The organism is Saccharopolyspora sp. MMCC62, assembly GCF_057736575.1.
This window is the reverse complement of record NZ_JBYKCM010000002.1, coordinates 101,478-125,013: the sequence shown is the minus strand read 5'-3', so window position 1 is coordinate 125,013 and position 23,536 is coordinate 101,478. Positions and strand designations below refer to the sequence as shown.

22 protein-coding genes are annotated in these 23,536 nt (G+C 69.8%); all 22 read left to right on the top strand.

Annotation, left to right across the window (positions count from 1 at the left end; translation table 11 throughout):
* The first annotated feature begins 13 nt into the window (after positions 1–13).
* The 22 genes from AC29IT_RS04750 to rplX all read left to right on the top strand — a co-directional run bounded on the left by AC29IT_RS04750 (position 14) and on the right by rplX (position 23,534).
* Positions 14–322 carry a type VII secretion target gene (locus AC29IT_RS04750; protein WP_358432573.1) on the top strand — a complete coding sequence of 103 codons (309 nt, stop codon included), beginning with the start codon at positions 14–16 and terminating at the stop codon, positions 320–322.
* Positions 319–5,874, top strand: a complete 5,556-nt coding sequence (locus AC29IT_RS04745; protein WP_488217976.1) for a hypothetical protein — start codon at positions 319–321, stop codon at positions 5,872–5,874. Before AC29IT_RS04750 ends, AC29IT_RS04745 begins: the two co-directional genes overlap by 4 nt.
* Positions 5,864–7,279: an ADP-ribosylglycohydrolase family protein gene (locus tag AC29IT_RS04740; RefSeq protein WP_488217975.1), complete on the top strand. Its 1,416-nt coding sequence runs from the start codon at positions 5,864–5,866 to the stop codon at positions 7,277–7,279. The genes AC29IT_RS04745 and AC29IT_RS04740 overlap by 11 nt, the downstream gene beginning before the upstream one ends.
* A 199-nt stretch (positions 7,280–7,478) precedes the next feature.
* Positions 7,479–10,061 (top strand): type VII secretion system-associated protein, encoded by a 2,583-nt coding sequence (locus tag AC29IT_RS04735; protein WP_488217974.1) that lies wholly within the window; start codon positions 7,479–7,481, stop codon positions 10,059–10,061.
* Between the two features lie 61 nt (positions 10,062–10,122).
* The gene (locus AC29IT_RS04730) at positions 10,123–11,751 is read left to right on the top strand and encodes a glycohydrolase toxin TNT-related protein (protein ID WP_358432579.1); all 1,629 of its coding nucleotides are present in this window, start codon (positions 10,123–10,125) and stop codon (positions 11,749–11,751) included.
* A 525-nt stretch (positions 11,752–12,276) separates the two neighbouring features.
* Complete coding sequence (gene rpsL / locus AC29IT_RS04725; protein ID WP_009948619.1) at positions 12,277–12,651, top strand: 30S ribosomal protein S12; 375 nt, start codon at positions 12,277–12,279, stop codon at positions 12,649–12,651.
* Positions 12,651–13,121, top strand: coding sequence for a 30S ribosomal protein S7 (gene rpsG, locus AC29IT_RS04720; RefSeq protein ID WP_358432581.1), 471 nt, complete (start codon positions 12,651–12,653; stop codon positions 13,119–13,121). The genes rpsL and rpsG overlap by 1 nt, the downstream gene beginning before the upstream one ends.
* A gap of 76 nt (positions 13,122–13,197) precedes the next feature.
* Positions 13,198–15,300, top strand: a complete 2,103-nt coding sequence (fusA, locus tag AC29IT_RS04715) for an elongation factor G (protein ID WP_358432583.1) — start codon at positions 13,198–13,200, stop codon at positions 15,298–15,300.
* Between the two features lie 162 nt (positions 15,301–15,462).
* Complete coding sequence (gene tuf / locus AC29IT_RS04710; protein ID WP_488217973.1) at positions 15,463–16,656, top strand: elongation factor Tu; 1,194 nt, start codon at positions 15,463–15,465, stop codon at positions 16,654–16,656.
* Positions 16,657–17,270: 614 nt separating this feature from the next.
* Positions 17,271–17,576, top strand: a complete 306-nt coding sequence (rpsJ, locus tag AC29IT_RS04705; protein ID WP_009948626.1) for a 30S ribosomal protein S10 — start codon at positions 17,271–17,273, stop codon at positions 17,574–17,576.
* A 63-nt stretch (positions 17,577–17,639) separates the two neighbouring features.
* Entirely contained in the window at positions 17,640–18,290 is a 651-nt protein-coding gene (rplC, locus tag AC29IT_RS04700) for a 50S ribosomal protein L3 (RefSeq protein ID WP_358432587.1), read from the top strand.
* A complete protein-coding gene (rplD, locus tag AC29IT_RS04695; protein ID WP_358432589.1) occupies positions 18,290–18,961 on the top strand; it encodes a 50S ribosomal protein L4 in 672 nt (223 codons plus the stop codon). The genes rplC and rplD overlap by 1 nt, the downstream gene beginning before the upstream one ends.
* Entirely contained in the window at positions 18,958–19,257 is a 300-nt protein-coding gene (rplW, locus tag AC29IT_RS04690; protein WP_358432591.1) for a 50S ribosomal protein L23, read from the top strand. Before rplD ends, rplW begins: the two co-directional genes overlap by 4 nt.
* A gap of 32 nt (positions 19,258–19,289) precedes the next feature.
* On the top strand, positions 19,290–20,123 hold the full coding sequence (rplB, locus tag AC29IT_RS04685; protein WP_224956663.1) for a 50S ribosomal protein L2: 834 nt from the start codon (positions 19,290–19,292) through the stop codon (positions 20,121–20,123).
* 18 nt (positions 20,124–20,141) lie between these two features.
* Complete coding sequence (gene rpsS, locus AC29IT_RS04680; RefSeq protein ID WP_184476345.1) at positions 20,142–20,423, top strand: 30S ribosomal protein S19; 282 nt, start codon at positions 20,142–20,144, stop codon at positions 20,421–20,423.
* Between the two features lie 32 nt (positions 20,424–20,455).
* Positions 20,456–20,869: a 50S ribosomal protein L22 gene (gene rplV, locus AC29IT_RS04675; protein WP_224956661.1), complete on the top strand. Its 414-nt coding sequence runs from the start codon at positions 20,456–20,458 to the stop codon at positions 20,867–20,869.
* Positions 20,869–21,768 (top strand): 30S ribosomal protein S3, encoded by a 900-nt coding sequence (gene rpsC, locus AC29IT_RS04670; protein ID WP_358432594.1) that lies wholly within the window; start codon positions 20,869–20,871, stop codon positions 21,766–21,768. Before rplV ends, rpsC begins: the two co-directional genes overlap by 1 nt.
* A gap of 3 nt (positions 21,769–21,771) precedes the next feature.
* Entirely contained in the window at positions 21,772–22,191 is a 420-nt protein-coding gene (rplP, locus tag AC29IT_RS04665; RefSeq protein ID WP_224956659.1) for a 50S ribosomal protein L16, read from the top strand.
* Positions 22,191–22,433: a 50S ribosomal protein L29 gene (gene rpmC / locus AC29IT_RS04660; RefSeq protein ID WP_358432596.1), complete on the top strand. Its 243-nt coding sequence runs from the start codon at positions 22,191–22,193 to the stop codon at positions 22,431–22,433. Before rplP ends, rpmC begins: the two co-directional genes overlap by 1 nt.
* Positions 22,430–22,711 carry a 30S ribosomal protein S17 gene (gene rpsQ / locus AC29IT_RS04655; RefSeq protein ID WP_358432598.1) on the top strand — a complete coding sequence of 94 codons (282 nt, stop codon included), beginning with the start codon at positions 22,430–22,432 and terminating at the stop codon, positions 22,709–22,711. The genes rpmC and rpsQ overlap by 4 nt, the downstream gene beginning before the upstream one ends.
* A 140-nt stretch (positions 22,712–22,851) precedes the next feature.
* Positions 22,852–23,220 (top strand): 50S ribosomal protein L14, encoded by a 369-nt coding sequence (gene rplN / locus AC29IT_RS04650; protein WP_224956653.1) that lies wholly within the window; start codon positions 22,852–22,854, stop codon positions 23,218–23,220.
* Entirely contained in the window at positions 23,220–23,534 is a 315-nt protein-coding gene (gene rplX, locus AC29IT_RS04645) for a 50S ribosomal protein L24 (protein WP_224956651.1), read from the top strand. Before rplN ends, rplX begins: the two co-directional genes overlap by 1 nt.
* The last annotated feature ends 2 nt before the right edge of the window (positions 23,535–23,536 follow it).

Genomic DNA, 23,536 nt, shown 5'->3' with positions numbered 1-23,536 from the left:
ACGGGGAGAACCGATGTCCGAAGACATGAACGTCGTCATCGAGGACCTCCGCGCCCATGCGTCCAAAGTGGACGGAGTGGCGGAGGCGCTGGACGCCGCCGTCGGCGCCTCGCGGGCCGTGGCGATGGACAACGACGCCTACGGGATCCTGTGCCGCCCCTTCGCGTGGATGGTCGACCAGGCCGAGCAGCACGGCATCGACACCCTCCAGCACGCGGCCGAGGCCGTCCGGGGGACCGCCGCCGACGTGCGCGCCGCCGCTGAGGAGTACCAGGCCGCCGACGACGGGAACAGCCGGAACTTCGACGGGTTGCAGGCGTGAGCAACCCGCTCGTCAACGCGCAGAACGCCGCCGACCCCTCGGAACCGCCGGACGGCATCACGGGCATCGGCATCGCCGAGTCCTGGCACGACGTCACCAGCCTCAACGACGAGTCGACCTGGCTGGAGAGCGGGTTCGCCTACGGCGGGCTCGCGATGGAAGCGGTCAGCATGGCCGTCGACCCGGTCGGCACCCTGCTGTCCTACGGAGTGGCGTGGCTGATCGAGCACATCCAGCCGCTGCAGGAAGCCCTCGACTGGTTCGCCGGTGACCCCGACGGGGTGCAGGCCTACTCCGAGCAGTGGCAGCAGGTCGCGACCTCGGTCGGTGCGGCCGCGACGCAGTACCGCGACTCCGTGCAGGCCGACACCGCGTACTGGACGGGTGCGGCGGGCGACGCCTACCGGCGGCACGCCGCCGCGCGGGCGACGGCGCTGACCGGGGCCGGTGAGCTGGCGGGCACCCTCGCCACGGTCGTGGGCACGATGGGCATGGTCGTGTCCTTCGTCCGCGACACCGTCCGGGACATCGTCGCCGACTGCATCTCCCGGCTCATCACCTACGCGCTGGAAGCGCTCGCACCGCCCGTTGTCTCCCTCGCCTGGGTCGTGCCGCAGGCGGTGGCGTTCATCGCCCGGACCGTCACCAGGATCGCCGACATCGTCGGGAAGCTGCTCAAGACCATCGGCAACGTCGGGCCGAAGATGGCGCGGATGGTCGAGGTCTTCGGCGACCTGATGAAGATGCTCGGCAAGGGCGCGAAGTTCTCCGCGGAGAAGGTCGCTGAGACCGGGAAGTTCGCCTCGAAGGTCGCCGACAAGCTCGACGTCTCCGGGAAGATCGCGGACAAGGCCGCGGACAAGGCCTGGAGCAAGCTCGACGACGTCTTCGGCACCGACGTGGCGGGCAGGCACCACGCCAAGTTCGGTGGCGTCGAGGCCGGGGGTTCGGGCGCCGACGGTGGCGGTGGGACCGAATCCGCCGCGGACGCGCGCACGTCGAGCGCGGACGGGCCGGAGGTGCGGGCGGCCGCGAGCAGGTCGAGCGCGGACGGGCCCGAGGTGGAGTTGGCCGCGACCAGGTCGACTGCGGACGGGCCCGAGGGGCGGTCGGACGCGGGAACTTCGACCCGGTCCGCGGGGGAAGCGGCTCCCGGGCGCGCGGACGCGGGTGGTTCGGCCGACGGAGGTTCCACGTCCGGCGGTTCCACATCCGGCGGGCACTCGTCCGGTGGTCCCTCGTTCCGCTCGGACGCGGGCGGCGGCTCGGCCGGGCACGCGCCGGAGAGCACCTCATCCGAGGTGCGGAGCGTCCCGGCCGACGCGAGCGGGCGCGCAGGCGGCGGGCCGGACGCTGGGATCTCGGGCGGTACCGCACCGGGCGAGCGGACCGGTTCGGCTGAGGGCCGGTTCGCCGCGCAGAGCGGCGAGGTGCCCACCGGCGGACCAGCGCCGTCCACATCGGACGGTGGTGGTGCCGGTGGGCACCTGCCGGGCTCGTCCGCCGGGCACGCCGACGTGCCGAGCAGGCCTGCGGCGACGACGTCCGCCGCGGTCGATGCCCCGGTGCGCCCGCCGAACGCGGACGCGCCCGCCGCCGCACCGACTCCACCGCGCCAGCCGGACCAGCCGGGTGCCGCTCCCTCCAGCGGGTCGTCGGTAGGCGGCGGCCCCGCCGGAGGAGCTCCGCAGGCGGGTGCGCCGGGCGCGCCCGGTCCTCGCGGCGCCCGGCCGTCCGGCTGGACCGGCACCTCGGGGAGCCCCGGTGCCGCCCACCTGCCGAGCGGGCCTCGCGCACCGCATGCGCCGGACGGCCCCCGCACGGCGCCGGAACGAGCTGCGCACGCGCACCGGGATGCGCCCGGCCAGGGGAATTCGCCGCAGCAGCCCGGGAATCCGCGCGGCGCGGCACCGCGAGCGGATGCGCCGCAAGCACCGAGCGCTCCGCCGAGGAGCGATGCGCCGACTCCGCCGCGGTCGGACGGGCCGGTGTTCCCTCGGACGGATGCGCCGATGCCTTCGCGGGCGGATGCCCCGGTGCGGTCGCGGGCGGATGCGCCGACTCCGCCTCGGACGGATGGGCCGGTGCCGCCGCGGGCGGATGTGTCGACTCCGCCGCGGGCGGATACCCCGGTGCCGCCCCGGGCGGGTGTGTCGACTCCGCCTCGCGCGGACGCCCTGGTGCCGCCTCGGCCCGACGCGCCGGTGTCGCCGCGGGCGGATGTGCCCGTGCCTTCGCGGGCGGATGCGCCGACTCCGCCTCGTGTAGACGCCCCGGTGCCGCCTCGACCCGACGCGCCGGTACCGCCTCGGACGGATCCGCCGGTACCGCCGCGAGGAGACGCGCCCGCAGCACCCTCGCCCCGGCCGGACGGCCCCGGCACGCCGCACGCCCCCGGCCCGGACTCGCCGGGAGAGCGCGACCACGCGTCCGCCCCGCGTCCCGCCGCGCCGCAGCCGAGGTTCCCGGACGAGCGGCCGTGGTCGCGGCTCGACGGGTCGGATTTCGCCCACCTCGCCCCGAACTCGGCCGTGCCGTGGGGCACGGGCCACCGGAGCCACCCCGACGCGCAGCCGCAGCGCGCCCCGGAGCGGTCGACCGCCGAATCGATGGCCGCCGAACGGCCGGTGCCGCGGCACGAGCAGGTCCAGCACGCCTGGAACCGCCCCGGTGACGGGCCTGCCGAGCTCGACCTGTCCCCGGAGCTGCGCGCGAAGCTCGGCGACGACGCCCACGACATCAGGCCGACGGATTCCGGCATCTCGATGGTGCGCAGCGGTTCCGGCGTCGAACCGCCGCCCGGCGCGGCCGTCGACCCGAAGCGCTTCACCGTCGAAGTCCACGGTGGACCGGACCGGGTTCGGCTCGGCGACCGCGACCTCGACGCGAAGGAGCTCGCCGAGGTCATCAAGGCCGCGCCCGGCTACCGCCCCGGCGAACCGGTCCGCCTGATCTCCTGCCGCACCGGCGCCGACACCGGCGACGGCACCCTGAACTTCGCGCAGCAGCTGGCGAAGGAACTGGACGCCGAGGTCGTGGCGCCGTCCACGGACGCCTGGGTCGACAACTACGGCAACGTCTACGCGAGCAGGGACCGCGCCTCCTTCGAACCCGACGCCTCCGGAGCCCCGCAGCCCCGCTTCGACGAGCCCGGCCGGTGGACCGCGTTCCGCCCCGACGGCACCACCGCCGTCCACGACAGCCCCTACCCGCCCGGCCACGAACCGGAGTGGGTCCGCAACGGCAGACTCGCCGACGACGCCGAGCAGCGGGCCCTGCTGCGCAAGCTGGCCGAGTTCTTCGGCTTCCGGCCCCGAGATCCGAGCCCGCCACCCGGGCATCAGCAGATGTGGCCGGACTCCAGGACGCCGTGGCAGCACCAGGGGCACCTGCTGCCACAGGAATACCCGCAGGGCTACCCGCCAGCCCAGGGACACCCGCAGCAGCCCGGATATCCGCAGCAGCCCGGTCGCCCGCAGTCGACCGGAGACGCGCAGCAGCCCGGGAATCCGCAAGCACCAGGACCGGCGCAGCCGCCAGGACGCGTGCAGCAGGCGTTCCCGCAGCAGCCCCATAACCCCCAGCAACCGGGGCCCCAGCAGCAGGGGAACGCACACGCACCGGGTCCGGCGCAGCCGCAGCGGGCCGTGCAGCAGGACCCGGTCCAGCGGCCCGGCAACCCGCAGCAGTCCGGCAACCTGCAGCAGCCCGGATTACCGCAGCAGCAGGGAAATCCGCCGGCACCGGGCCCGGCGCAGGGCCGCGTGCAGCAGGGCCCGATCGAACAGCAGCCCGGCGGCCAGGCCCGCGGCCAACAGCCCCCACCGCCCCCCGTCCGGCCCACTCCGCCACCCCACCCGCAGGGTGGTGGACCCCCGCCGCAGGGCGGGCGTCCGTCCCAACAGCCGGGCGCGGACAGCGGCGTGCAGCAACCCGGGCCCGCCGGCGGACCGAACCAGGGCGCTCAGCGCCAGCAGCCCCCGCCAGAAGTGCAGGGGCCGCCGCAGCACCACGGTGCGCCGGTCAACCAGCGACAGCAGGTGCAGGCCACACCGCAAGACCAGGGCCTGCAGGGGAATCCCCGCCAACGGTCGCTGCAGGGGCATGGAGCGCCGCGGGCGGAGTCGCCGCAGGGCGCATCGGCACCACCTGGCCGGGTTCAGGACCCGTCTGCTCGGCGCGACCCGAGCGGGCAACCTCCGCAGCAGCCGTCCGTGCCGAACCGGATCCACGGGGAACAGCAGCACGGCCTCGGCCACCAGTCCGGGGCGGCCCGGAGTTCAGAGGTGCAGCCGCCGTCCGGACCGCATCCGACGGCGGAGCACGTGCGTGCACGGCCGGACGATGCGGGAGCTCCGCCGTCCGGCGACGCCGCACCGGACCCCGCCGACGAACCGACGGTTCCTCGACTCGAGCCGGTCCGGCGACCCGGGTCCATCGATCCCGACCTGGAGCAGAGCTCGACTCCGCACGGCCCTGAGCAGCGTTCGCCGGACGAGCCGCGGGCACAGGACGCGCCGCACCACGACAACGCGGACGCGTCGACGACGCGCGTGCGGGACGAGTCGTCCGGGCTGGAGGAACTGAGCTACGAGGAGGCTCGGCGCCGTTTCTTGTCCGACGAGGAGACAGCGCACGATCCCAGCCTGGACGGGGACCGGCCCGAGCACGTCGCGGACGAGGATCCGCAGGTGCGGCCGCACGACGAGCCGGATGGGGATGCGGTCGCCGAAGCGGATCCCAGACTGCCGGACACACCTCCGGTCGACCCGAAAGACCGTCTCTCCTTGGATGAGCTCATCCCGCGTCACCAGGTCGACTTCGATGAAGCCGAACTCTTCGACAAGGTGAAGAAGTCCATCGACGGCACCTATGCCGGATTGCACGTGGATGTTCACGACGTGTCCTTCAGTGAGGATCGAATCTGCATCAACGCCAAGATTCTGGACTCTTCCGGAGCGGAAGTCGGATCCGTCACTCGGGATGTCTACCGGATGGATGGCGCTGGAGAGTTGAAAGTCGTCCATCTCTCGCTCCGCATTGACGAGCGGCTTCAAGGGGCCGGCTTCGCTGATTCTTTCAATGAGTCCATGGAGAAGTGGTACCGCACGTCCGGTGTCCAGTCTGTCGAGCTGCGCGCGAATATCGATGTGGGTAGCTACGCTTGGGCCAGGCAGGGTTATGAATTCTCCAACCATGAACAAGCTTTGAAGGAGATCGCTCCTCGGCTGGACAGAGAGATCGTTCGGGCGGAGGTCGAACTCGCTCGACTCGCCGAGTACGAGGAACTGCCTCCTGGTCCGCGGAGGCGGGAGGCTGAGCGCGAGTACTTCTCTTTCGAGGGTGAGCTTGATTATGCGAAGCAGCTCCAAGCTCGTTTTCGCTCCAACGGTGCTAGTCCTTTCCCCAGGCCTCAGGAGATTGCTGATCTTTTCAGGCCTAAGGAGTTCGGACCGGAGGGGTCCAAAGACGTGTGGTGGGCCGGGAAGAGAGTATTCATGGAGCCTGGTAAAGAAATTTCTTGGCATGGGGTGAAAAATCTTGAGAGATGAAGAAGTCGCACCGCGTGGGTGGCCCAAGAATGAGCAGTCCCGGCGCAGCAACAAGCTGGGGGACTGGCATTCAGATTGGAGGAAGCGGCAACGGGAGTCCACCCCGTTTCGCCCGGAGGGGCGCAAGGAGGGGAGTGACTACAACCTCCATTCGGTCGAGATCGAGGCTTCGTTCAGCGCGCTCGATGAAGAGGGAAACCGGGCGGTGGAGATCCAAGGGATGCGGAACCCGGAGACGCTCAGGGTCCTCCCCGAACCTGATCCGGCTGCTCGGTTCCGAGGTGCTGTCTTGGCGGCCGGTGCCGGTGATGCTTTCGCGCAGGGCATCCACCTCGATGCGGTCCGCAAGGTGTCCTGGAAGCCCGCGCTGCAATTCGTCACGACACCGGGCGAACGCCCGCGCACGGGAAGGGACAGGTTCTTCTTCGAGTACCGGTTCGGGGCTTCGCCGGTCCCGTCGTCGGCGTTGTTCCAGCTGTCCGCGTTCACGTTGGAGGGTTTGATCCGGGCCCACGTCGCCCGACGGATGAATCCCGCGGACGGTGATCCCGTGCAGGAGGTGCGGCACGCGTACCAGCGGTGGCTGCACACCCGCACCGGCCCTGGCGGCGGACGCCTGCCGTGGGCGCAGTGCGGCGGTCCGTTCGCCACCCGGTCGGCGCAACCGGACGGATGGCTGGTCGGGCATGCCTGGCCGGATGGTGGTGAGGCTCCGTCCGCCGACACGGTCGGGGTTCTGGCGGAGTTCGCCCGGACGGGTCAGGTGGCCGGCACTTCCGGCGTGCGCGGTGGTTCGGTGGTGCCGCGCGCGGCGCTCGCTGCGGTGTGGTCGAACGACGCGGCCGGCGCGTTCGCCGCAGCCGTCGCGATCGCGAAGATCACGCACGGGCACCCCGATGACCACCTCCCCGCCGGTTTCCTGGCGGCGTTGCTCCACCAGCAGGTGCGCGATGCCCCGTTCTCGGCCTGTCTGGAGTCCGCCGGTGCGGAGTTGGAGCGGTGGCCGGGTCATGAGCGGACGGCTCGGCTGGTCGGGCAGGCGTTGGAGTTGAGCAGGGAGGTCTGGGCGCCTGCGCTTCCGAGCGAGTTCGAGGCGAAGTTCCCTGCCGGCACAGGGGATGGAGCCGAGGCGCTCGGCATGGCGATCTACTGCGCGGTGGTCAGCGATTACGTGCGCGAAGCGCTCCTGCTGGCCGTGAACTACGCGCAGGACCGGTCGACGGTCGCTGCCATCAGCGGCCTCATCATCGGCGCGGAGTGCGGTGCGGACACCATTCCCCCGGACCTCAGGCGTGCGCCGAGCATCTACCCGGTGCTCGAAGAACTGGCGAACGACGCCCTCGCGGAATTCAGCCCGGCCTCGCCCACCACCCCCACCTGGTTCCAGCGCTACCCGGGTTGGTGAGGGCTGGGTCGGTGCGGGGCGGAATGATCGGGGCCGGTCGGTGACGAGGGGGAGTGCAGGGTGATCGTCGGGATTCGGAAGTGGCGTTCGTGAAGAACATTGTTTTCAGGTTCCTCCGAAAATGCATCTAGGTGGACAAGAGGACAGGTGAGGTGATCAACCACCACCACAACCCGCATTTTTGGAAGGAATCAGGTTGATGAGCTCGTCGAACGACACTCCCGGGACTGCGGTGATCACGGCGTCGATGCGGGAGGCGGCGAGGATGCGTGCGGGCGGCTACCTCTACGTCACGGATCCCGCTTACGACCCCGATGGCGACGTGCCCCCGCACGGGATCAAGGGCGCCTTCGGCGTCGACGAGAACGGGGAGATCGGGGAGTTCCACCCCAACCCGAATTACCGGCCGTCGCGGGTCGAGGAGGCGGAGCCGCCGGCGGGTCTGGTCGATCACGGCTTGCGCGAGACGCTGGCGGGCCGGTTCGACCAGGAGCAGTTCCTGCGCTACGTGGCCGGCTCGGTGCTGCCGGTACTCGTGTCGGAACAGGGGAACCCGCTCCTGCTCGACGCCGACGACGGTGCTTGCCTGATGGCGTACAGCACGCCGAAGGCGGTTCCCGAGGACGTGCGGATCGAGCGGATGTACCTCCCGCGGGTCGTGCCGAAGCTGCCCACCGAGGCGTCCGTGGTGCTGACGGGAACTGCCGGAGTGCAGGCGAGGTATCCGGTCCCGGACCTGGTGGCGGCGATGCGCGCGGCGCAGATGCTGTTGGACGGCCCCGAGGGCGGTACCTGCGTCGGACCTCCGATCTGGGCGGAGTACGGCCCGCGGTTGGTCGAAGCGGTGGGCGAGGAGACCTTCGCCGCGGCGGAACGGGCCTTGGCGCGTTGGGGCACGCTCGGAAGTGCGCTCAACCGCGAGGGTGCTCGATCCGCTGTGCTGGGGATCGTTGCGGTCGAGGTGTTGGTGGCCGGCGGTGTCACCGATCCGGACGTGCTGTCGGCGGCAGCCGCGTTCCGCGGTGTGGAGCCCCGGTACGACGGCTTGCGCGAGCGGGTGACCAAGGTGCCCGACGAAGGGCTGCCGGTGGCGATGCTGCTGCGGGCGGCGGTGAGCCCGGAAGCACCGGCGGGGGTGGATCCGGAGCTGGTTTTCCAGGACTACTCAGGTCACCTCCACGAGCTGCCGTGGCAGGTGCGCGCGATCGTGCTCGCGCACCGGATCGCGGACCTCACGTCGCCGTTCCTGCCGCCCGAACGGCGTGCAGTCTCGCGGGCGGACCTGACCGGCCCGTTGTTGTCCTGTGCGGGGGATCTGCCCGAAGCGCTGCGGAACCAGGCCGTCGAGCTGGCAGGGGCGGACCCGTCGGATCCGACTTCGTTCCGCCCGGCACCGCGGCCTGCCCCGGCGGTCACTTCGGACGACGACGCCATCGAGCGGGTCCGCGCGGACGCGGGGTTGACCGGCCCGGCCGATGTCGCCGACGTCGGCCCGGCCTACGTCGTGCGGGAGGCCGGTGGCTCGGCGCAGCTGCACTTCGTCCACAAGCGCTGGGGAACCGTGACCAGCGTGCTGGACGAAGGCGGAGCGATCAGCGATTACTGCGGCAGGTACGAGCTGTTCCCCTTCGACGCGGCGGTGCTGACCTCGCGACCCGTCGGGCAGGCTGGGGCGGGTCCCGCGCGGACGGCCCCGGAACCGCACGAGCGCTTCACCGGATCTCTGCTCGGCGGCGCTGCCGGTGATGCGCTCGGTTACGCGCTCGAGTTCCACGACGTCGCGGCCATCCGGCAGCAGCACGGTCCGGCCGGCCTCACCGGCCCGGTGCTGCACGGCGGTGTCGCGCCGGTCTCCGATGGCACGCAGCTGATGCTGTTCACGGTGGAGGGGCTGATCCGGGCGCACGTGGCACGGCGGGCTCAGCCCGCGGACGACGATCCGATTCCCGAGGTGCAGCACGCTTATCAGCGTTGGCTGCACGCTCAGGGCCGCCCGTGGGCGCAAGCGGGCGGGCCTTACGCGCACCACCTGCAGCGGCCGGACGGATGGTTGATCACGAACCCCGGATTGTTCGCGCAGCGGTCGCCGGGTGGCACTTGCCTGCAGGCGGTGGAGAACTTCGCGCGGACGCACCGCTTCGCGACTCCGCAGCACCGGATCAACGATTCGAAGGGTTGCGGCGGTGTGGTGCGGGCGGCGCCGGTGGCGGTGTGGTCGCACGATCCCGCCGAGGTGTTCCGCGTCGCAGTGGGCACCGCGGCGCTCACCCACGGCCATCCGAGCGGTTTCCTCGCTGCCGGGGCGTTGGCGGTGGTGGTGCACCAGTTGCTCCGGGAGGTGCCGCTGCTGGACGCGGTGCGCACGGCGCGCGAGCTGCTGGTGCGCTGGCCCCTGCACGAGGAGCTGTTGTGGCGCCTGGACACCGCGGTGCAGCTGGCGGCGAAGGGGCCGGTGAGCCCGGAGGAGCTCAACGCGGTCCTCGGCCACGGGCTGTTGGCGGAGGAAGCGTTGTCGATCGGCTTGTACGCGGCGCTGGCGACCGGTGATCTCCGCTCGGCGCTGCTGCTGTCGGTGAACCATTCCGGCGATTCGGCCTCGACCGGGATGGTGTGCGGGAACATCGCAGGCGCGCTGCACGGGTCCGGGGCACTGCCGCCGGAGTGGCTGGGGCCGTTGGAACTGCGGGACGTCGTGGAAGCCTCGGCGCGGGACGCCCTCGCGGAGTTCGGCCCGGAACCCCCCACCGACCCCACCTGGTTCCAGCGCTACCCGGGTTGGTGAGGGGTTGGGCTGGTCGGGGCGGAATGATCGGAGTCGGGTCGGTGACGAGGGGGAGTGCAAGGTGATCGTCGGGACGCCGGTGGCGGGGACGTTGGCCTTGGTGGACGGCCGGTGGCACGGGTGGTCGGAGTCGCGGGACGGGTCCGCGGTGCTGGCGGGATTCGAGGCGCCGGTGCCGGTGGAGCGGATCGGGTCCGTCGTCGTGGTGCAGGGCGAGCCGCCCGAGCCGGGGCGGGCGTTCCCGGCTCCGGCCGCGCACGGCGCGCCGACCGAGCCCGCGCTGCGCCCGGACGCGCGCGCGGAGCTGGGTGCGGCGCTGCGGGCTGCGGTGCCAGCGGGGGCGCGGGGCGTCGGCGTCGAGTGCACGGCGCTCGGCACCCGCGTCGAGGTCTCCGGGACGGCCACGACCGATAGCGGTGAGCACGCCTGGATCCCGCCGCAGGAGGTGCTGGACGCGCTGCGCCGCGCCCGCGTCGTCGAGTACCGCCCGGAGTCCGGTGCGTGGACGACGGCCCGTTGCACCGCGGCGCCCGGCGGTGCACCGGTCGTCGAGTTCGGACACGACCGGCCCGCGGAGGTGGCTCCGCAGGACGCGTTCGACGAGCTCCGCCACTTCCCGCGCCCGCAGGCACCGGAGTGGTTGCTGGGGCCGGCGTGGCGGCACTACGAGCAGCACCGCGCGGCGGGCGGGGCGGGCCCGGTGCGGATGGCGCGGCTCTTCGACGGCGCGGACGCGGAGGGCCGCCCGTTCGCGTACCGGCCGGTGCTGCCGTGGGTGGAGAAGCGGCTGCTGGTGGACTACCTGTCGGGTGGCGCGGTGGTGCTGGCCGCCCGCAGCACGTCGGCGGACGAGGTCGACCCGAGCCGTCCGGCGGAGGTGCCGAAGCGCTTCCACACCGACGGCTCCTGGGTGTGGCCGCTGTCGATGGCCTACTACCTGGACGTGCACGACATCGCCCCGCCGCGCGACTTCCTGGACCACGTCCGGGCTCGGGCGCACCGGCTGCCGGAGCTCGTCGCGGACCACGCGGTGGAGCAGGCCAAGGCGCTGGTGCTGGGGTCCGATGCGGACGAGTTCGACGCGGAGCGGACCGCGGGCGCGATCGACTTGGCGCGCCGCTTCATCGCGGCGCTGGGCGTGAGCCGCCGCCGCTACAACTTCGCCGAACCGGTCGAGGCCGGCTGGAGCATGCTGCGCGAGGCGGACGGCTGGTGGTCGGTGTTCTGCGTGGACGGCGGGGAGGTCCGCAACCACTCCCGCTTCCCGGAGGCGCACGCCGCGGCCGCGCACCTGATCGGCGCGGTGGCGCTGAACCGGAGCTCGATGCAGCGCGAACCGGACGAGCCGCTGGCCGAGTACGAGTGCCGGATCGTGCCGCTCGGCCCGGACCTGCCGCTGTCGGCGTACGGGGAGCGGCGGCACGCGATGCTGCCGGACGGGGCCGAAGTGGACCGGTTCGGCACGCCCGACGGGAACACGGTCTTCGTCGCGGGCACCACGCTGCCGCAGCGCTCGCTGCCGCCGGGGCGGGAGCCGGGCGAGTACCGGCGGTACCGGGTGGTGCGGAGCTTCGAGGTGCTCACCGCGGTGGCCGCTCCGGACCACGGGCAGGTCGGCGGCGGCACCGCCCACCTGCTGCCGCAGCCGGTGGGGGAGCTCGTCGCGGGCGGCTGGCTGGCCGAGGTGTGAGCGACGCCTCGTGCCTGGTCGGGCACCGGTGCGCCCGAGTCGTGGGACGGGCGCCACGCCCGCTGGCGGCTCTTGCCCGCGGCGGTAAGGTCGCGGGCAACACCACACCACTAGCTCGATCCGCGGCGCTTCGGGGAAGATCGAGCAGGTCTTGGGGACCCCGTTTTGACCCCCTCAGAACGGGGCGGGTATCTTTGCTTATCGGACCCGAAAGCTATCGGGTCGGTCCGTATGCCCGTGCGTGAGCAGTGACCACTCCGGTGGTCGTGATCGCGGACATGGGCCGTGCGGAACTCTCCTGACAACCATCGGGTTCGTTCCTGTCGGTGCGCTCCCGCGGGCACCACCAGCGCCGCAAGGCCGGGGAGTGGGCGACACGCCCGACCTCGTGGTGCGGGGGAGTCCCAAGTAAACAGTGCCTGCCAGGTGCTCGGCGCCAGGGCACGTGCCCGGACGCCGACGTGTGCGAGCGCCGCCGGGCGAGAGCAACCACGAAGACGCGAACGCTCAAGAGAAAGCCGGTCCATGCCCACCATCCAGCAGCTGGTCCGTAAGGGCCGCCAGGACAAGGTCGCCAAGACCAAGACCGCGGCGCTCAAGGGGAGCCCGCAGCGGCGTGGCGTGTGCACCCGCGTGTACACCACCACCCCGAAGAAGCCCAACTCGGCACTGCGCAAGGTCGCTCGTGTCAAGCTCACCAGCGGCATCGAGGTCACGGCCTACATCCCGGGTGAGGGGCACAACCTCCAGGAGCACTCGATCGTGCTGGTTCGCGGCGGCCGTGTGAAGGACCTCCCCGGCGTGCGGTACAAGATCATCCGCGGGTCGGCCGACACGCAGGGTGTGAAGAACCGCAAGCAGGCTCGCAGCCGCTACGGCGCGAAGAAGGAGAAGAGCTGATGCCCCGCAAGGGTCCGGCCCCGAAGCGGCCGCTCAACGCCGATCCCGTGTACGCGTCCCCGCTGGTCACCCAGCTGGTGAACAAGGTCCTCGTCGACGGCAAGCGCTCGCTGGCCGAGAAGATCGTGTACGCGGCGCTCGAAGGCGCTCGGGAGAAGAACGGCACCGACCCGGTGGTCACGCTCAAGCGTGCGCTGGACAACGTGAAGCCGACCCTGGAGGTCCGCAGCCGCCGCGTGGGTGGCGCGACCTACCAGGTGCCGATCGAGGTCCGCGCCGGCCGCTCCACCACGCTGGCGATGCGCTGGCTGATCACCTACTCGCGGCAGCGCCGGGAGAAGACCATGGTCGAGCGCCTCATGAACGAACTGCTCGACGCCAGCAACGGCCTCGGCGCGAGCGTCAAGAAGCGCGAAGACACGCACAAGATGGCGGAGTCCAACAAGGCCTTCGCGCACTACCGCTGGTGACGTCGGGTCGGCTCCTGCCCGCCTCGGCACACCGATTCGACGGCTTGCATCTGCTGTAGGAACGGGGAAGAAACTCGTGGCACGCGACGTGCTGACGGACCTCACGAAGGTCCGCAACATCGGCATCATGGCCCACATCGACGCGGGCAAGACCACCACGACCGAGCGGATCCTGTACTACACCGGGATCAACCACAAGCTCGGCGAGACGCACGACGGCGCCTCGACGATGGACTGGATGGAAGAGGAGCAGAAGCGGGGTATCACGATCACCTCGGCTGCCACCACGACCTTCTGGGGCGACTACCAGATCAACATCATCGACACCCCCGGGCACGTCGACTTCACGGTCGAGGTGGAGCGCTCGCTGCGCGTCCTGGACGGCGCCGTCGCGGTCTTCGACGGCAAGGAAGGTGTCGAGCCGCAGTCCGAGCAGGTCTGGCGGCAGGCGGACAAGTACGACGTCCCCCGCATCTGCTTCGTCAACAAGATGGACAAGCTGGGCGCGGACTTCTACTTCACCGTGAAGACCATCCGCGAGCGGCTGCACGCCACTCCGCTGGTCATCCAGCTCCCGATCGGCAGCGAGTCCGACTTCGAGGGCATCGTCGACCTGGTCAGCATGAAGGCGCTGACCTGGCGCGGTGACGTGAAGAAGGGCGAGCAGTACGAGATCGAGGAGATCCCGGCCGACCTCGCCGAGGCCGCCGCGTCCTACCGCGAGCAGCTGATCGAGGCCGTCGCCGAGACCGATGAGGCCCTCATGGAGGCCTACTTCGGCGGCGAGGAGCTGACCACCGAGCAGATCAAGGCCGGCATCCGCAAGCTGACCGTCGAGCGCACCGCGTTCCCGGTCCTGTGCGGTACCGCGTTCAAGAACAAGGGCGTGCAGCCCATGCTCGACGCGGTCGTCGACTACCTGCCCGCGCCGCTGGACGTGCCGCCGGTGCAGGGCCTGCTGCTGGACGGCGAGACCGCCGCCGAGCGCAAGCCCAGCACGCAGGAGCCGTTCGCCGCGCTGGTCTCCAAGATCGCGGTGCACCCGTTCTACGGGAAGCTGACGTACATCCGCGTCTACTCCGGCAAGCTCGCCTCCGGTTCGCAGGTCATGAACTCGACCCGCGAGCGCAAGGAGCGCATCGGGAAGCTCTTCCAGATGCACTCCAACAAGGAGAACCCGGTCGACGAGGCCCAGGCCGGTCACATCTACGCGGTCGTCGGACTGAAGGACACCACCACCGGTGACACCCTGTCCGACCCGCAGAACCCGATCGTCCTGGAATCGATGACGTTCCCGGAGCCGGTCATCGACGTGGCCGTCGAGCCGAAGACGAAGGCCGACCAGGAGAAGCTGTCCACGGCGATCCAGAAGCTCGCCGAGGAGGACCCGACCTTCCGCGTCCACCACGACGAGGAGACCGGTCAGACGGTCCTCTCCGGCATGGGCGAGCTGCACCTGGAAGTCCTGGTCAACCGGATGAAGTCGGACTTCAAGGTCGAGGCGAACATCGGTAAGCCGCAGGTGGCCTACCGGGAGACCATTCGCAAGCCGGTCGAGAAGTACGAGTACACGCACAAGAAGCAGACCGGTGGGTCCGGGCAGTTCGCCCGCGTCATCATCGCGCTCGCGCCGATCGAGCAGACTGCGGACAGTGCGACGTACGAGTTCGAGAACAAGGTCACCGGTGGGCGCGTTCCGCGCGAGTACATCCCGTCGGTGGACCAGGGCGCGCAGGACGCCATGCAGTACGGCGTGCTGGCCGGCTACCCGCTGGTGGGCGTCAAGGTGACCCTGCTCGACGGCCAGTACCACGAGGTCGACTCGTCGGAAATGGCGTTCAAGGTCGCCGGTTCCATCGCTCTGAAGGAGGCCGCGCAGAAGGCTTCCCCGGCGATCCTCGAACCGGTGATGGCGGTCGAGGTGATCACGCCCGAGGACTACATGGGCGATGTCATCGGCGACCTCAACTCCCGCCGTGGCCAGATCCAGGCCATGGAGGAGCGCAGCGGTGCGCGCGTCGTCAAGGCGCAGGTGCCGCTGTCCGAGATGTTCGGGTATGTCGGCGACCTGCGTTCCAAGACGCAGGGCCGCGCGAACTACTCGATGGTGTTCGACTCCTACGCCGAGGTTCCCGCGAACGTGGCGAAGGAGATCATCGCGAAGGCTACGGGCGAGTAATTCCCTGTAGTTCGGCGGCGGGTGGCTCCGGCCTCCGCGGGAGGACCGGAGCCCTCCGCTGCCAAACCCGACAGGACTCCGCCTGGCACTGAATCTTCGCGGTTTCGCGGGGACTGGCTAGTCGTACGGCGGAAAGAGAACCAAGTCCAGGAGGACAATCCAGTGGCTAAGGCGAAGTTCGAGAGGGACAAGCCGCACGTCAACATCGGGACCATCGGTCACGTTGACCACGGCAAGACCACGCTCACCGCGGCCATCACCAAGGTGCTGCACGAGAAGTACCCGGAGCTGAACCCCTTCACGCCGTTCGACGAGATCGACAAGGCTCCCGAGGAAAAGCAGCGCGGCATCACGATCCAGATCGCGCACGTCGAGTACCAGACCGAGAAGCGTCACTACGCGCACGTCGACGCCCCCGGTCACGCCGACTACGTGAAGAACATGATCACGGGTGCCGCCCAGATGGACGGGGCGATCCTGGTCGTCGCCGCCACCGACGGTCCGATGCCGCAGACGCGTGAGCACGTGCTGCTGGCTCGCCAGGTCGGCGTGCCCTACATCCTCGTCGCGCTGAACAAGGCCGACATGGTCGACGACGAGGAGATCATGGAGCTCGTGGAGATGGAGGTGCGCGAGCTGCTGTCCGGCGAGGACTACGACGGCGACGACGCCCCGGTCATCCGCGTCTCCGCGCTGAAGGCGCTCGAGGGCGACCCGGAGTGGGCGAACAAGATCGTCGAGCTGCTCGACGCGGTCGACGAGAACGTTCCGGACCCGGAGCGCGAGACCGACAAGCCCTTCCTGATGCCGGTCGAGGACGTCTTCTCGATCACCGGCCGCGGCACCGTGGTGACCGGTCGCATCGAGCGCGGCATCGTCAAGGTCAACGAAGAGGTCGAGCTCGTCGGCATCAAGGACACCGCGCTGAAGACCACGGTCACCGGCGTCGAGATGTTCCGCAAGCTGCTGGACGAGGGCCAGGCCGGTGACAACGTCGGTCTGCTCGTGCGCGGTATCAAGCGCGAGGACGTCGAGCGCGGCATGGTGGTCGTCAAGCCGAAGACCACGACCCCGCACACCGAGTTCGAGTGCCAGGTCTACATCCGGTCGAAGGAGGACGGTGGCCGTCACACCCCGTTCTTCAACAACTACCGGCCGCAGTTCTACTTCCGCACCACCGACGTGACCGGCGTCGTGACCCTCCCCGAGGGCACCGAGATGGTCATGCCGGGCGACAACGTCGAGATGTCGGTGCAGCTGATCCAGCCGATCGCGATGGAGGACGGCCTCCGCTTCGCGATCCGCGAGGGTGGTCGTACGGTCGGCGCGGGTCGCGTCACCAAGATCATCAAGTGATCCACCGCGAGGGCCTGCTTCCTTTCCAGGGAGCAGGCCCTCGCTGGTTTCCGGGGTCGTGCCGCGGCTCGGGCCTGGAAACCACCCCCCGATTCGGGCTGGCATCCGGCGTGTGTCATCCTGTATGGGTTGCTCGTTCGGAGCGGCCGGTTTCCCGGGTGTTCATCACCTGTCGGTGGAAGTCCCGGCCGCTCCGCCGCGAGAAGCCCCGCGCCCTGGAGTTTCGGAGCAGGACCGGTTTCGGCCGGGCCTGGGCGCTGCGACGGGATTCTTCCCGCGTCGCCGTCCGGCAGGGTGCAAAGAACTAGGTGTACGGGTCTTCGAGGGTGTCTTTCGAGAAGCTCTCGGATCCATCCCAACGGCGAAGTTCGGTGGGACCGGTCTGTGCGCAGTGGGCGACACGCCCGACCGCGTGTACCGGGCACCAGCAACCTGAACAGGGGCGGACCGAGGGTTGAGCCCTCCGAGCGGGAGTCATCTCGCCGAGAGCTCACGGCCCAGGCCGCGACGGGCACCCGAAGCCCATGGGCGCAGGCGCCGTCGTCAGCATCGAGCTGAGGACCGCCACAGCGCCGACCACTGGCGGCACGAGACTAGAGGAACGGCAAGCCACTATGGCGGGACAGAAGATCCGCATCCGGCTCAAGGCCTACGACCACGAGGCGATCGACGCGTCCGCGCGCAAGATCGTCGAGACCGTGACGCGCACCGGCGCTCGGGTCGTCGGGCCGGTGCCGCTGCCGACGGAGAAGAACGTCTACTGCGTCATCCGCTCTCCGCACAAGTACAAGGACTCGCGGGAGCACTTCGAGATGCGGACGCACAAGCGGCTCATCGACATCCTCGAACCGACGCCGAAGACGGTGGACGCGCTGATGCGCATCGATCTGCCGGCCAGCGTCGACGTGAACATCCAGTAAGGGTCGGCCCATCTTGAGACGGTCCGTCCGCGGGCCGGCCGTAGTGCGGAGAGAACGAGACTGATGTCTGACAGGCAGATCAAGGGGATTCTGGGCACCAAGCTCGGCATGACCCAGGTCTTCGACGAGAACAACCGGATCGTCCCGGTGACCGTCGTGCAGGCCGGGCCGAACGTGGTCACCCAGATCCGTACCCCCGACAAGGACGGCTATTCGGCCGTGCAGCTGGCGTTCGGCGCCATCGACCCCCGCAAGGTGAACAGGCCGCGCACCGGCCACTTCACCAAGGCCGGGGTCACGCCGCGCCGCCACCTCGTGGAGCTGCGCACGAACGACGCCGGTGAGTACGAAGTCGGCCAGGAGATCACCGCTGAGGTGTTCGAGTCCGGTGCGGTCGTCGACGTGGTCGGCACCAGCAAGGGCAAGGGCTTCGCCGGCACGATCAAGCGGCACGGGTTCCACCGGCAGCCGATGAGCCACGGTGCGCAGGCCGTGCACCGCAAGCCCGGCTCGATCGGTGGCTGCGCCACCCCGGGTCGTGTCTTCAAGGGCATGCGGATGGCGGGCCGGATGGGCTCCAACCGCGTGACCACCCAGAACCTCAAGGTGCACCGGGTCGAAGGTGACTCCGGCCTGTTGCTGATCAAGGGTGCCGTTCCCGGCCCCAAGGGCGGCCTGGTTCTGGTCAAGAGCCCCGCGAAGGGTGGTGCGTGATGAGCGCGACGCTGGACGTCCGTACCCCGGACGGCGCGACCGACGGCAGCGTGACGCTGCCCGCCGAGATCTTCGACGTGCAGGCCAACTTGGCCCTGATGCACCAGGTGGTGACGGCCCAGCTGGCCGCCGCTCGCCAGGGCACGCACGCGACGAAGACTCGCGGCCAGGTCTCCGGTGGCGGCAAGAAGCCGTACCGGCAGAAGGGCACCGGTAACGCCCGCCAGGGTTCGATCCGGGCTCCCCAGTTCACCGGTGGTGGCACGGTGCACGGCCCGCAGCCGCGGGACTACACCCAGCGCACCCCCAAGAAGATGAAGGCCGCCGCGCTGCGCGGTGCGCTGTCCGACCGCGTTCGCGCCGGCCAGCTGCACGTCGTGACGCACGTGGTCGGTGGCGAGACGCCGTCGACCAAGGCCGCCAAGGCCGCGGTCCGCACCTGGACCCAGGCGAAGCGCGTGCTGGTCGTGCTGAACAACGCGGAGGAGGCCAACTCCTGGCTGAGCCTGCGGAACCTGACGAACGTGCACCTGATCACGCCGGGTCAGCTCAACACCTACGACGTGCTGGTCAACGACGACGTGGTGTTCACCAAGGCCGCGTTCGAGCGGTTCGTCGCCGGGCCTGCGCAGGTCGCCACGGCCGCGAGCGCTGAGGAGGCACAGCAGTGATCCCCGACCCGCGAGACATCATCCTGGCGCCGGTCGTCTCCGAGAAGAGCTACGGGCTCTTGGAGGAAGGCCAGTACACCTTCGTGGTGCGCCCCGGCTCGAACAAGACCGAGATCAAGATCGCCGTTGAGAAGATCTTCGATGTCAAGGTCACCAACGTGAACACGATCAACCGCAACGGCAAGCGCAAGCGCACCCGCACCGGGTACGGCAAGCGCAAGGACACCAAGCGGGCGATCGTGACGCTGTCCCCGGAGAGCAAGCCGATCGAGATCTTCGGCGGACCGGCCGCCTGACCGGCGCTGATTAGGACGAGGTTTCTAGAGAGATGGGCATTCGCAAGCACAAGCCGACGACGCCGGGCCGTCGCGGCTCCAGCGTGTCCGACTTCGCCGAGATCACCCGGTCGGAGCCGGAGAAGTCGCTGGTGCGTCCGTTGCACGGCCGCGGCGGCCGCAACGCGCACGGCAAGATCACTACGCGGCACCAGGGCGGTGGCCACAAGCGGGCTTACCGCATCATCGACTTCCGCCGCAACGACAAGGACGGTGTGCCGGCCAAGGTCGCGCACATCGAGTACGACCCGAACCGCAGCGCTCGCATCGCGCTGCTGCACTACCTGGATGGCGAGAAGCGCTACATCATCGCGCCGAACGGCATCGGGCAGGGCGACCGGGTCGAAAGCGGGCCGCGGGCTGACATCAAGCCCGGCAACAACCTCCCGCTGCGCAACATCCCGACCGGTACCGTGATCCACGCGATCGAGCTCCGCCCCGGTGGCGGCGCCAAGATCGCGCGTTCCGCCGGTGCCCGGGTCCAGCTGGTGGCCAAGGACGGCCCGTACGCCCAGCTGCGGATGCCCTCGGGCGAGATCCGCAACGTGGACGCGCGGTGCCGGGCCACCGTCGGCGAGGTCGGCAACTCCGAGCACTCGAACATCAACTGGGGCAAGGCGGGCCGCATGCGGTGGAAGGGCAAGCGCCCGACCGTCCGCGGTGTCGTCATGAACCCGGTGGACCACCCGCACGGTGGTGGTGAGGGCAAGACCTCCGGTGGTCGCCACCCGGTCAACCCCAAGGGCCGCCCCGAGGGTCGTACCCGCCGCAACAAGCCCAGTGACAAGCTCATCGTCCGGCGCCGTCGCACCGGCAAGAAGCGCTGAGCAGGGAGGTAGAAGCACATGCCACGCAGCCTTAAGAAGGGCCCGTTCGTGGACGACCACCTGCTCAAAAAGGTGGACGCGCTGAACGAGTCGGGCAAGAAGACCGTGATCAAGACCTGGTCCCGCCGGTCCACGATCATCCCGGACATGCTCGGCCACACCTTCGCGGTGCACGACGGTCGCAAGCACATCCCGGTGTTCGTCACCGAGTCGATGGTCGGACACAAGCTGGGCGAGTTCGCGCCGACGAGGACCTTCAAGGGCCACGTCAAGGATGACCGGAAGTCGCGCCGCCGCTGAGCGGGGGCGAACCAAGAGCAAGGGGTAGCAGGATGACAGCCCGTTCCGACGACACCGCTGCGGCTGACACCCGCGCGGTGGCGCGGGCCCGCTTCGTCCGCGTGACGCCGATGAAGGCCCGTCGCGTGGTCGAGCTCATCAAGGGCCGTAGCGCCAGCGAAGCCCTGGCAGTGCTCCAGTTCGCGCCGCAGGCCGCCAGCGGTCCGGTGTCGAAGGTGCTCGCCAGTGCCGTCGCCAACGCGGAGAACAACCAGTCGCTCGACCCCGACACCCTGTGGGTGCACCGGGCGTACGTGGACGAGGGACCGACGCTGAAGCGGTTCCAGCCCCGTGCCCAGGGCCGTGCGTACCGGATTCGCAAGCGGACCGCGCACATCACCATCGAGGTGGAGTCGCGGCCGAAGGCGGCCGGTAAGACGAAGAGCCAGAAGGGGAGTGCCCGGTAGTGGGTCAGAAGATCAACCCGCACGGCTTCCGACTCGGCATCACCACGGACTGGAAGTCCCGGTGGTACGCCGACAAGCAGTACGCGGAATACGTTGCGGAGGACGTCAAGATCCGCCGTCGGCTCTCTCGCGGTATGGAGCGCGCAGGGATCTCCAAGGTGGAGATCGAGCGCACCCGCGAGCGGGTCCGGGTGGACATTCACACCGCCCGGCCGGGCATCGTCATCGGCCGTCGCGGTGCCGAGGCGGACCGCATCCGCGGTTCGCTGGAGAAGCTGACCGGCAAGCAGGTCCAGCTCAACATCCTCGAGGTCAAGAACTCCGAGGCCGACGCGCAGCTCGTCGCGCAGGGCGTGGCCGAGCAGCTGTCCAACCGCGTGTCCTTCCGGCGCGCGATGCGCAAGGCCATCCAGTCGGCCATGCGCTCGCCGCAGGTCAAGGGCATCCGGGTGCAGTGCGGTGGCCGGCTGGGCGGGGCCGAGATGTCCCGTTCCGAGTTCTACCGCGAGGGTCGCGTCCCGCTGCACACGCTGCGCGCGGACATCGACTACGGCTTCTTCGAGGCCCGCACCACGTTCGGTCGCATCGGCGTCAAGGTGTGGATCTACAAGGGCGAGCTGGTCGGCGGCCTGAAGCAGAAGCAGGAGCAGTCCGAGGTGCGCGCGCCTCGTGGCGAGGGCGGCGGCCGCAATGAGCGCGGTGGCCGTTCCGAGCGCGGTGGCCGCCGTCGCTCCGGCGCTTCCGGCACCACTGGTGCCGGTGGCACCGAGGCCGGCCGCGCCGCAGCCAAGGGCGGTACGGCGGAGAGCCCGGAGCAGGCGCAGACCGCGGGCGACGCGGCGACCGCCAACGCCCCGGCCGTGGCCGAGCCGCAGGCCGATCAGAAGACGGAGGGCTGAGCAGTGCTGGTCCCACGCAGGGTGAAGTGGCGCAAGAGCCACGCACCGAAGCGCAAGGGCTTCGCCAAGGGCGGCACCCGGATCAACTTCGGCGAATACGGCATCCAGGCGATCGAGCACGGCTACGTGACCAACCGGCAGATCGAGTCGGCCCGTATCGCCATCACCCGGCACGTCAAGCGTGGCGGCAAGGTCTGGATCAACATCTTCCCGGACCGCCCGCTGACGAAGAAGCCGGCCGAAACCCGTCAGGGTTCCGGTAAGGGTTCGCCCGAGTCCTGGGTCGCGAACGTCAAGCCCGGCCGCGTCATGTTCGAGCTGAACTTCCCGAACAAGAAGACGGCTGTGGAGGCGCTGACCCGTGCGGCGCACAAGCTGCCGATGAAGTGCAAGATCGTGTCCCGCGAGGGTGGTGACTTCTGATGGCGGCTGGTGTCACCGCTGGTGAGCTCCGGGAGCTGGGCGACGAGGAACTGCTGTCGCGCGTCCGCGAGTCGAAGGAAGAGCTGTTCAACCTTCGGTTCCAGATGGCGACCGGGCAGTTGGAGAACAACCGCCGGTTGCGCGTGGTCCGCAGGGACATCGCCCGGATCTACACCATCATGCGCGAGCGCGAGCTCGGCCTGACGGTGTCCCCTGACGCGACCGAGGAGGGCGCGGCATGAGCAGCCAGGCAGAAGAACAGAGCGTGGCGCGGAACTACCGCAAGACCCGCGAGGGATACGTCGTGTCCGACAAGATGGACAAGACGATCGTGGTGTCGCTGGAGGACCGCAAGAAGCACGCCCTCTACGGCAAGGTCATGCGCCAGACCACCAAGGTCAAGGCGCACGACGAGGCCAACACGGCCGGTGTCGGCGACCGCGTTCTCCTGATGGAGACCCGGCCGCTGTCCGCGACGAAGCGCTGGCGCCTCGTCGAGGTCGTGGAACGGGCCAAGTAAGGACATCGGAAGCGGGCCGGTCGCCGGTATGTCGGCGTCCGGCCTTCTTCAGGTGATGACCGCGCGCGTCAGGTCGGAAATTTGGCGCGCCAGAGTGTGTTCGCACGCAGGGTGCGGGCACTTAGGGTCAGGAGTCAGACGTGATCCAGCAGGAGTCGCGACTTCGCGTCGCCGACAACACTGGGGCCAAGGAGATCCTCACGATCCGCGTCCTCGGTGGTTCCGGTCGGCGCTACGCGGGTATCGGTGACGTCATCGTCGCCACCGTGAAGGAAGCCATTCCGGGTGCCGGCGTGAAGAAGGGCGATGTGGTCAAGGCCGTCATCGTCCGCCAGAAGAAGGAAAAGCGCCGCGCGGATGGCTCGTACATCCGGTTCGACGAGAACGCCGCGGTGCTGATCAAGCCGGACGGTGGTCCCCGTGGGACCCGCATCTTCGGCCCCGTCGGCCGCGAGCTGCGCGACAAGAAGTACATGAAGATCATTTCGCTCGCGCCGGAGGTGCTGTGATGAAGATCAAGAAGGGCGACACGGTCGTCGTGATCTCCGGCAAGGACAAGGGTGCCCGGGGCAAGGTCATCGCGGCCTACCCGCAGCGCGAGCGCGTCCTCGTCGAGGGCGTCAACCGGATCAAGAAGCACACCAAGGTCTCCCGGACCGAACGTGGTGCGCAGTCCGGCGGCATCGTCACCCAGGAAGCGGCCATCCACGTGAGCAACGTGATGGTGGTCGACTCCGACGGCAACCCCACTCGCGTGGGCTACCGGATCGGCGAGGACGGCAAGAAGGTCCGCGTCTCTCGCCGCAACGGGAAGGACATCTGAGC

Bases quoted from the DNA above. Each gene is read 5' to 3' on its own strand.
- rpsL (WP_009948619.1), top strand. From the start codon at position 12,277: ATGCCCACCATCCAGCAGCTGGTCCGTAAGGGCCGCCAGGACAAGGTC.
- rplX (WP_224956651.1), top strand. From the start codon at position 23,220: ATGAAGATCAAGAAGGGCGACACGGTCGTCGTGATCTCCGGCAAGGAC.
- rpsJ (WP_009948626.1), top strand. From the start codon at position 17,271: ATGGCGGGACAGAAGATCCGCATCCGGCTCAAGGCCTACGACCACGAG.
- rpmC (WP_358432596.1), top strand. From the start codon at position 22,191: ATGGCGGCTGGTGTCACCGCTGGTGAGCTCCGGGAGCTGGGCGACGAG.
- AC29IT_RS04735 (WP_488217974.1), top strand. From the start codon at position 7,479: ATGAGCTCGTCGAACGACACTCCCGGGACTGCGGTGATCACGGCGTCG.
- rplB (WP_224956663.1), top strand. From the start codon at position 19,290: ATGGGCATTCGCAAGCACAAGCCGACGACGCCGGGCCGTCGCGGCTCC.
- AC29IT_RS04750 (WP_358432573.1), top strand. From the start codon at position 14: ATGTCCGAAGACATGAACGTCGTCATCGAGGACCTCCGCGCCCATGCG.
- rpsS (WP_184476345.1), top strand. From the start codon at position 20,142: ATGCCACGCAGCCTTAAGAAGGGCCCGTTCGTGGACGACCACCTGCTC.
- rplD (WP_358432589.1), top strand. From the start codon at position 18,290: ATGAGCGCGACGCTGGACGTCCGTACCCCGGACGGCGCGACCGACGGC.
- rplV (WP_224956661.1), top strand. From the start codon at position 20,456: ATGACAGCCCGTTCCGACGACACCGCTGCGGCTGACACCCGCGCGGTG.
- rplC (WP_358432587.1), top strand. From the start codon at position 17,640: ATGTCTGACAGGCAGATCAAGGGGATTCTGGGCACCAAGCTCGGCATG.
- rpsG (WP_358432581.1), top strand. From the start codon at position 12,651: ATGCCCCGCAAGGGTCCGGCCCCGAAGCGGCCGCTCAACGCCGATCCC.
- rpsQ (WP_358432598.1), top strand. From the start codon at position 22,430: ATGAGCAGCCAGGCAGAAGAACAGAGCGTGGCGCGGAACTACCGCAAG.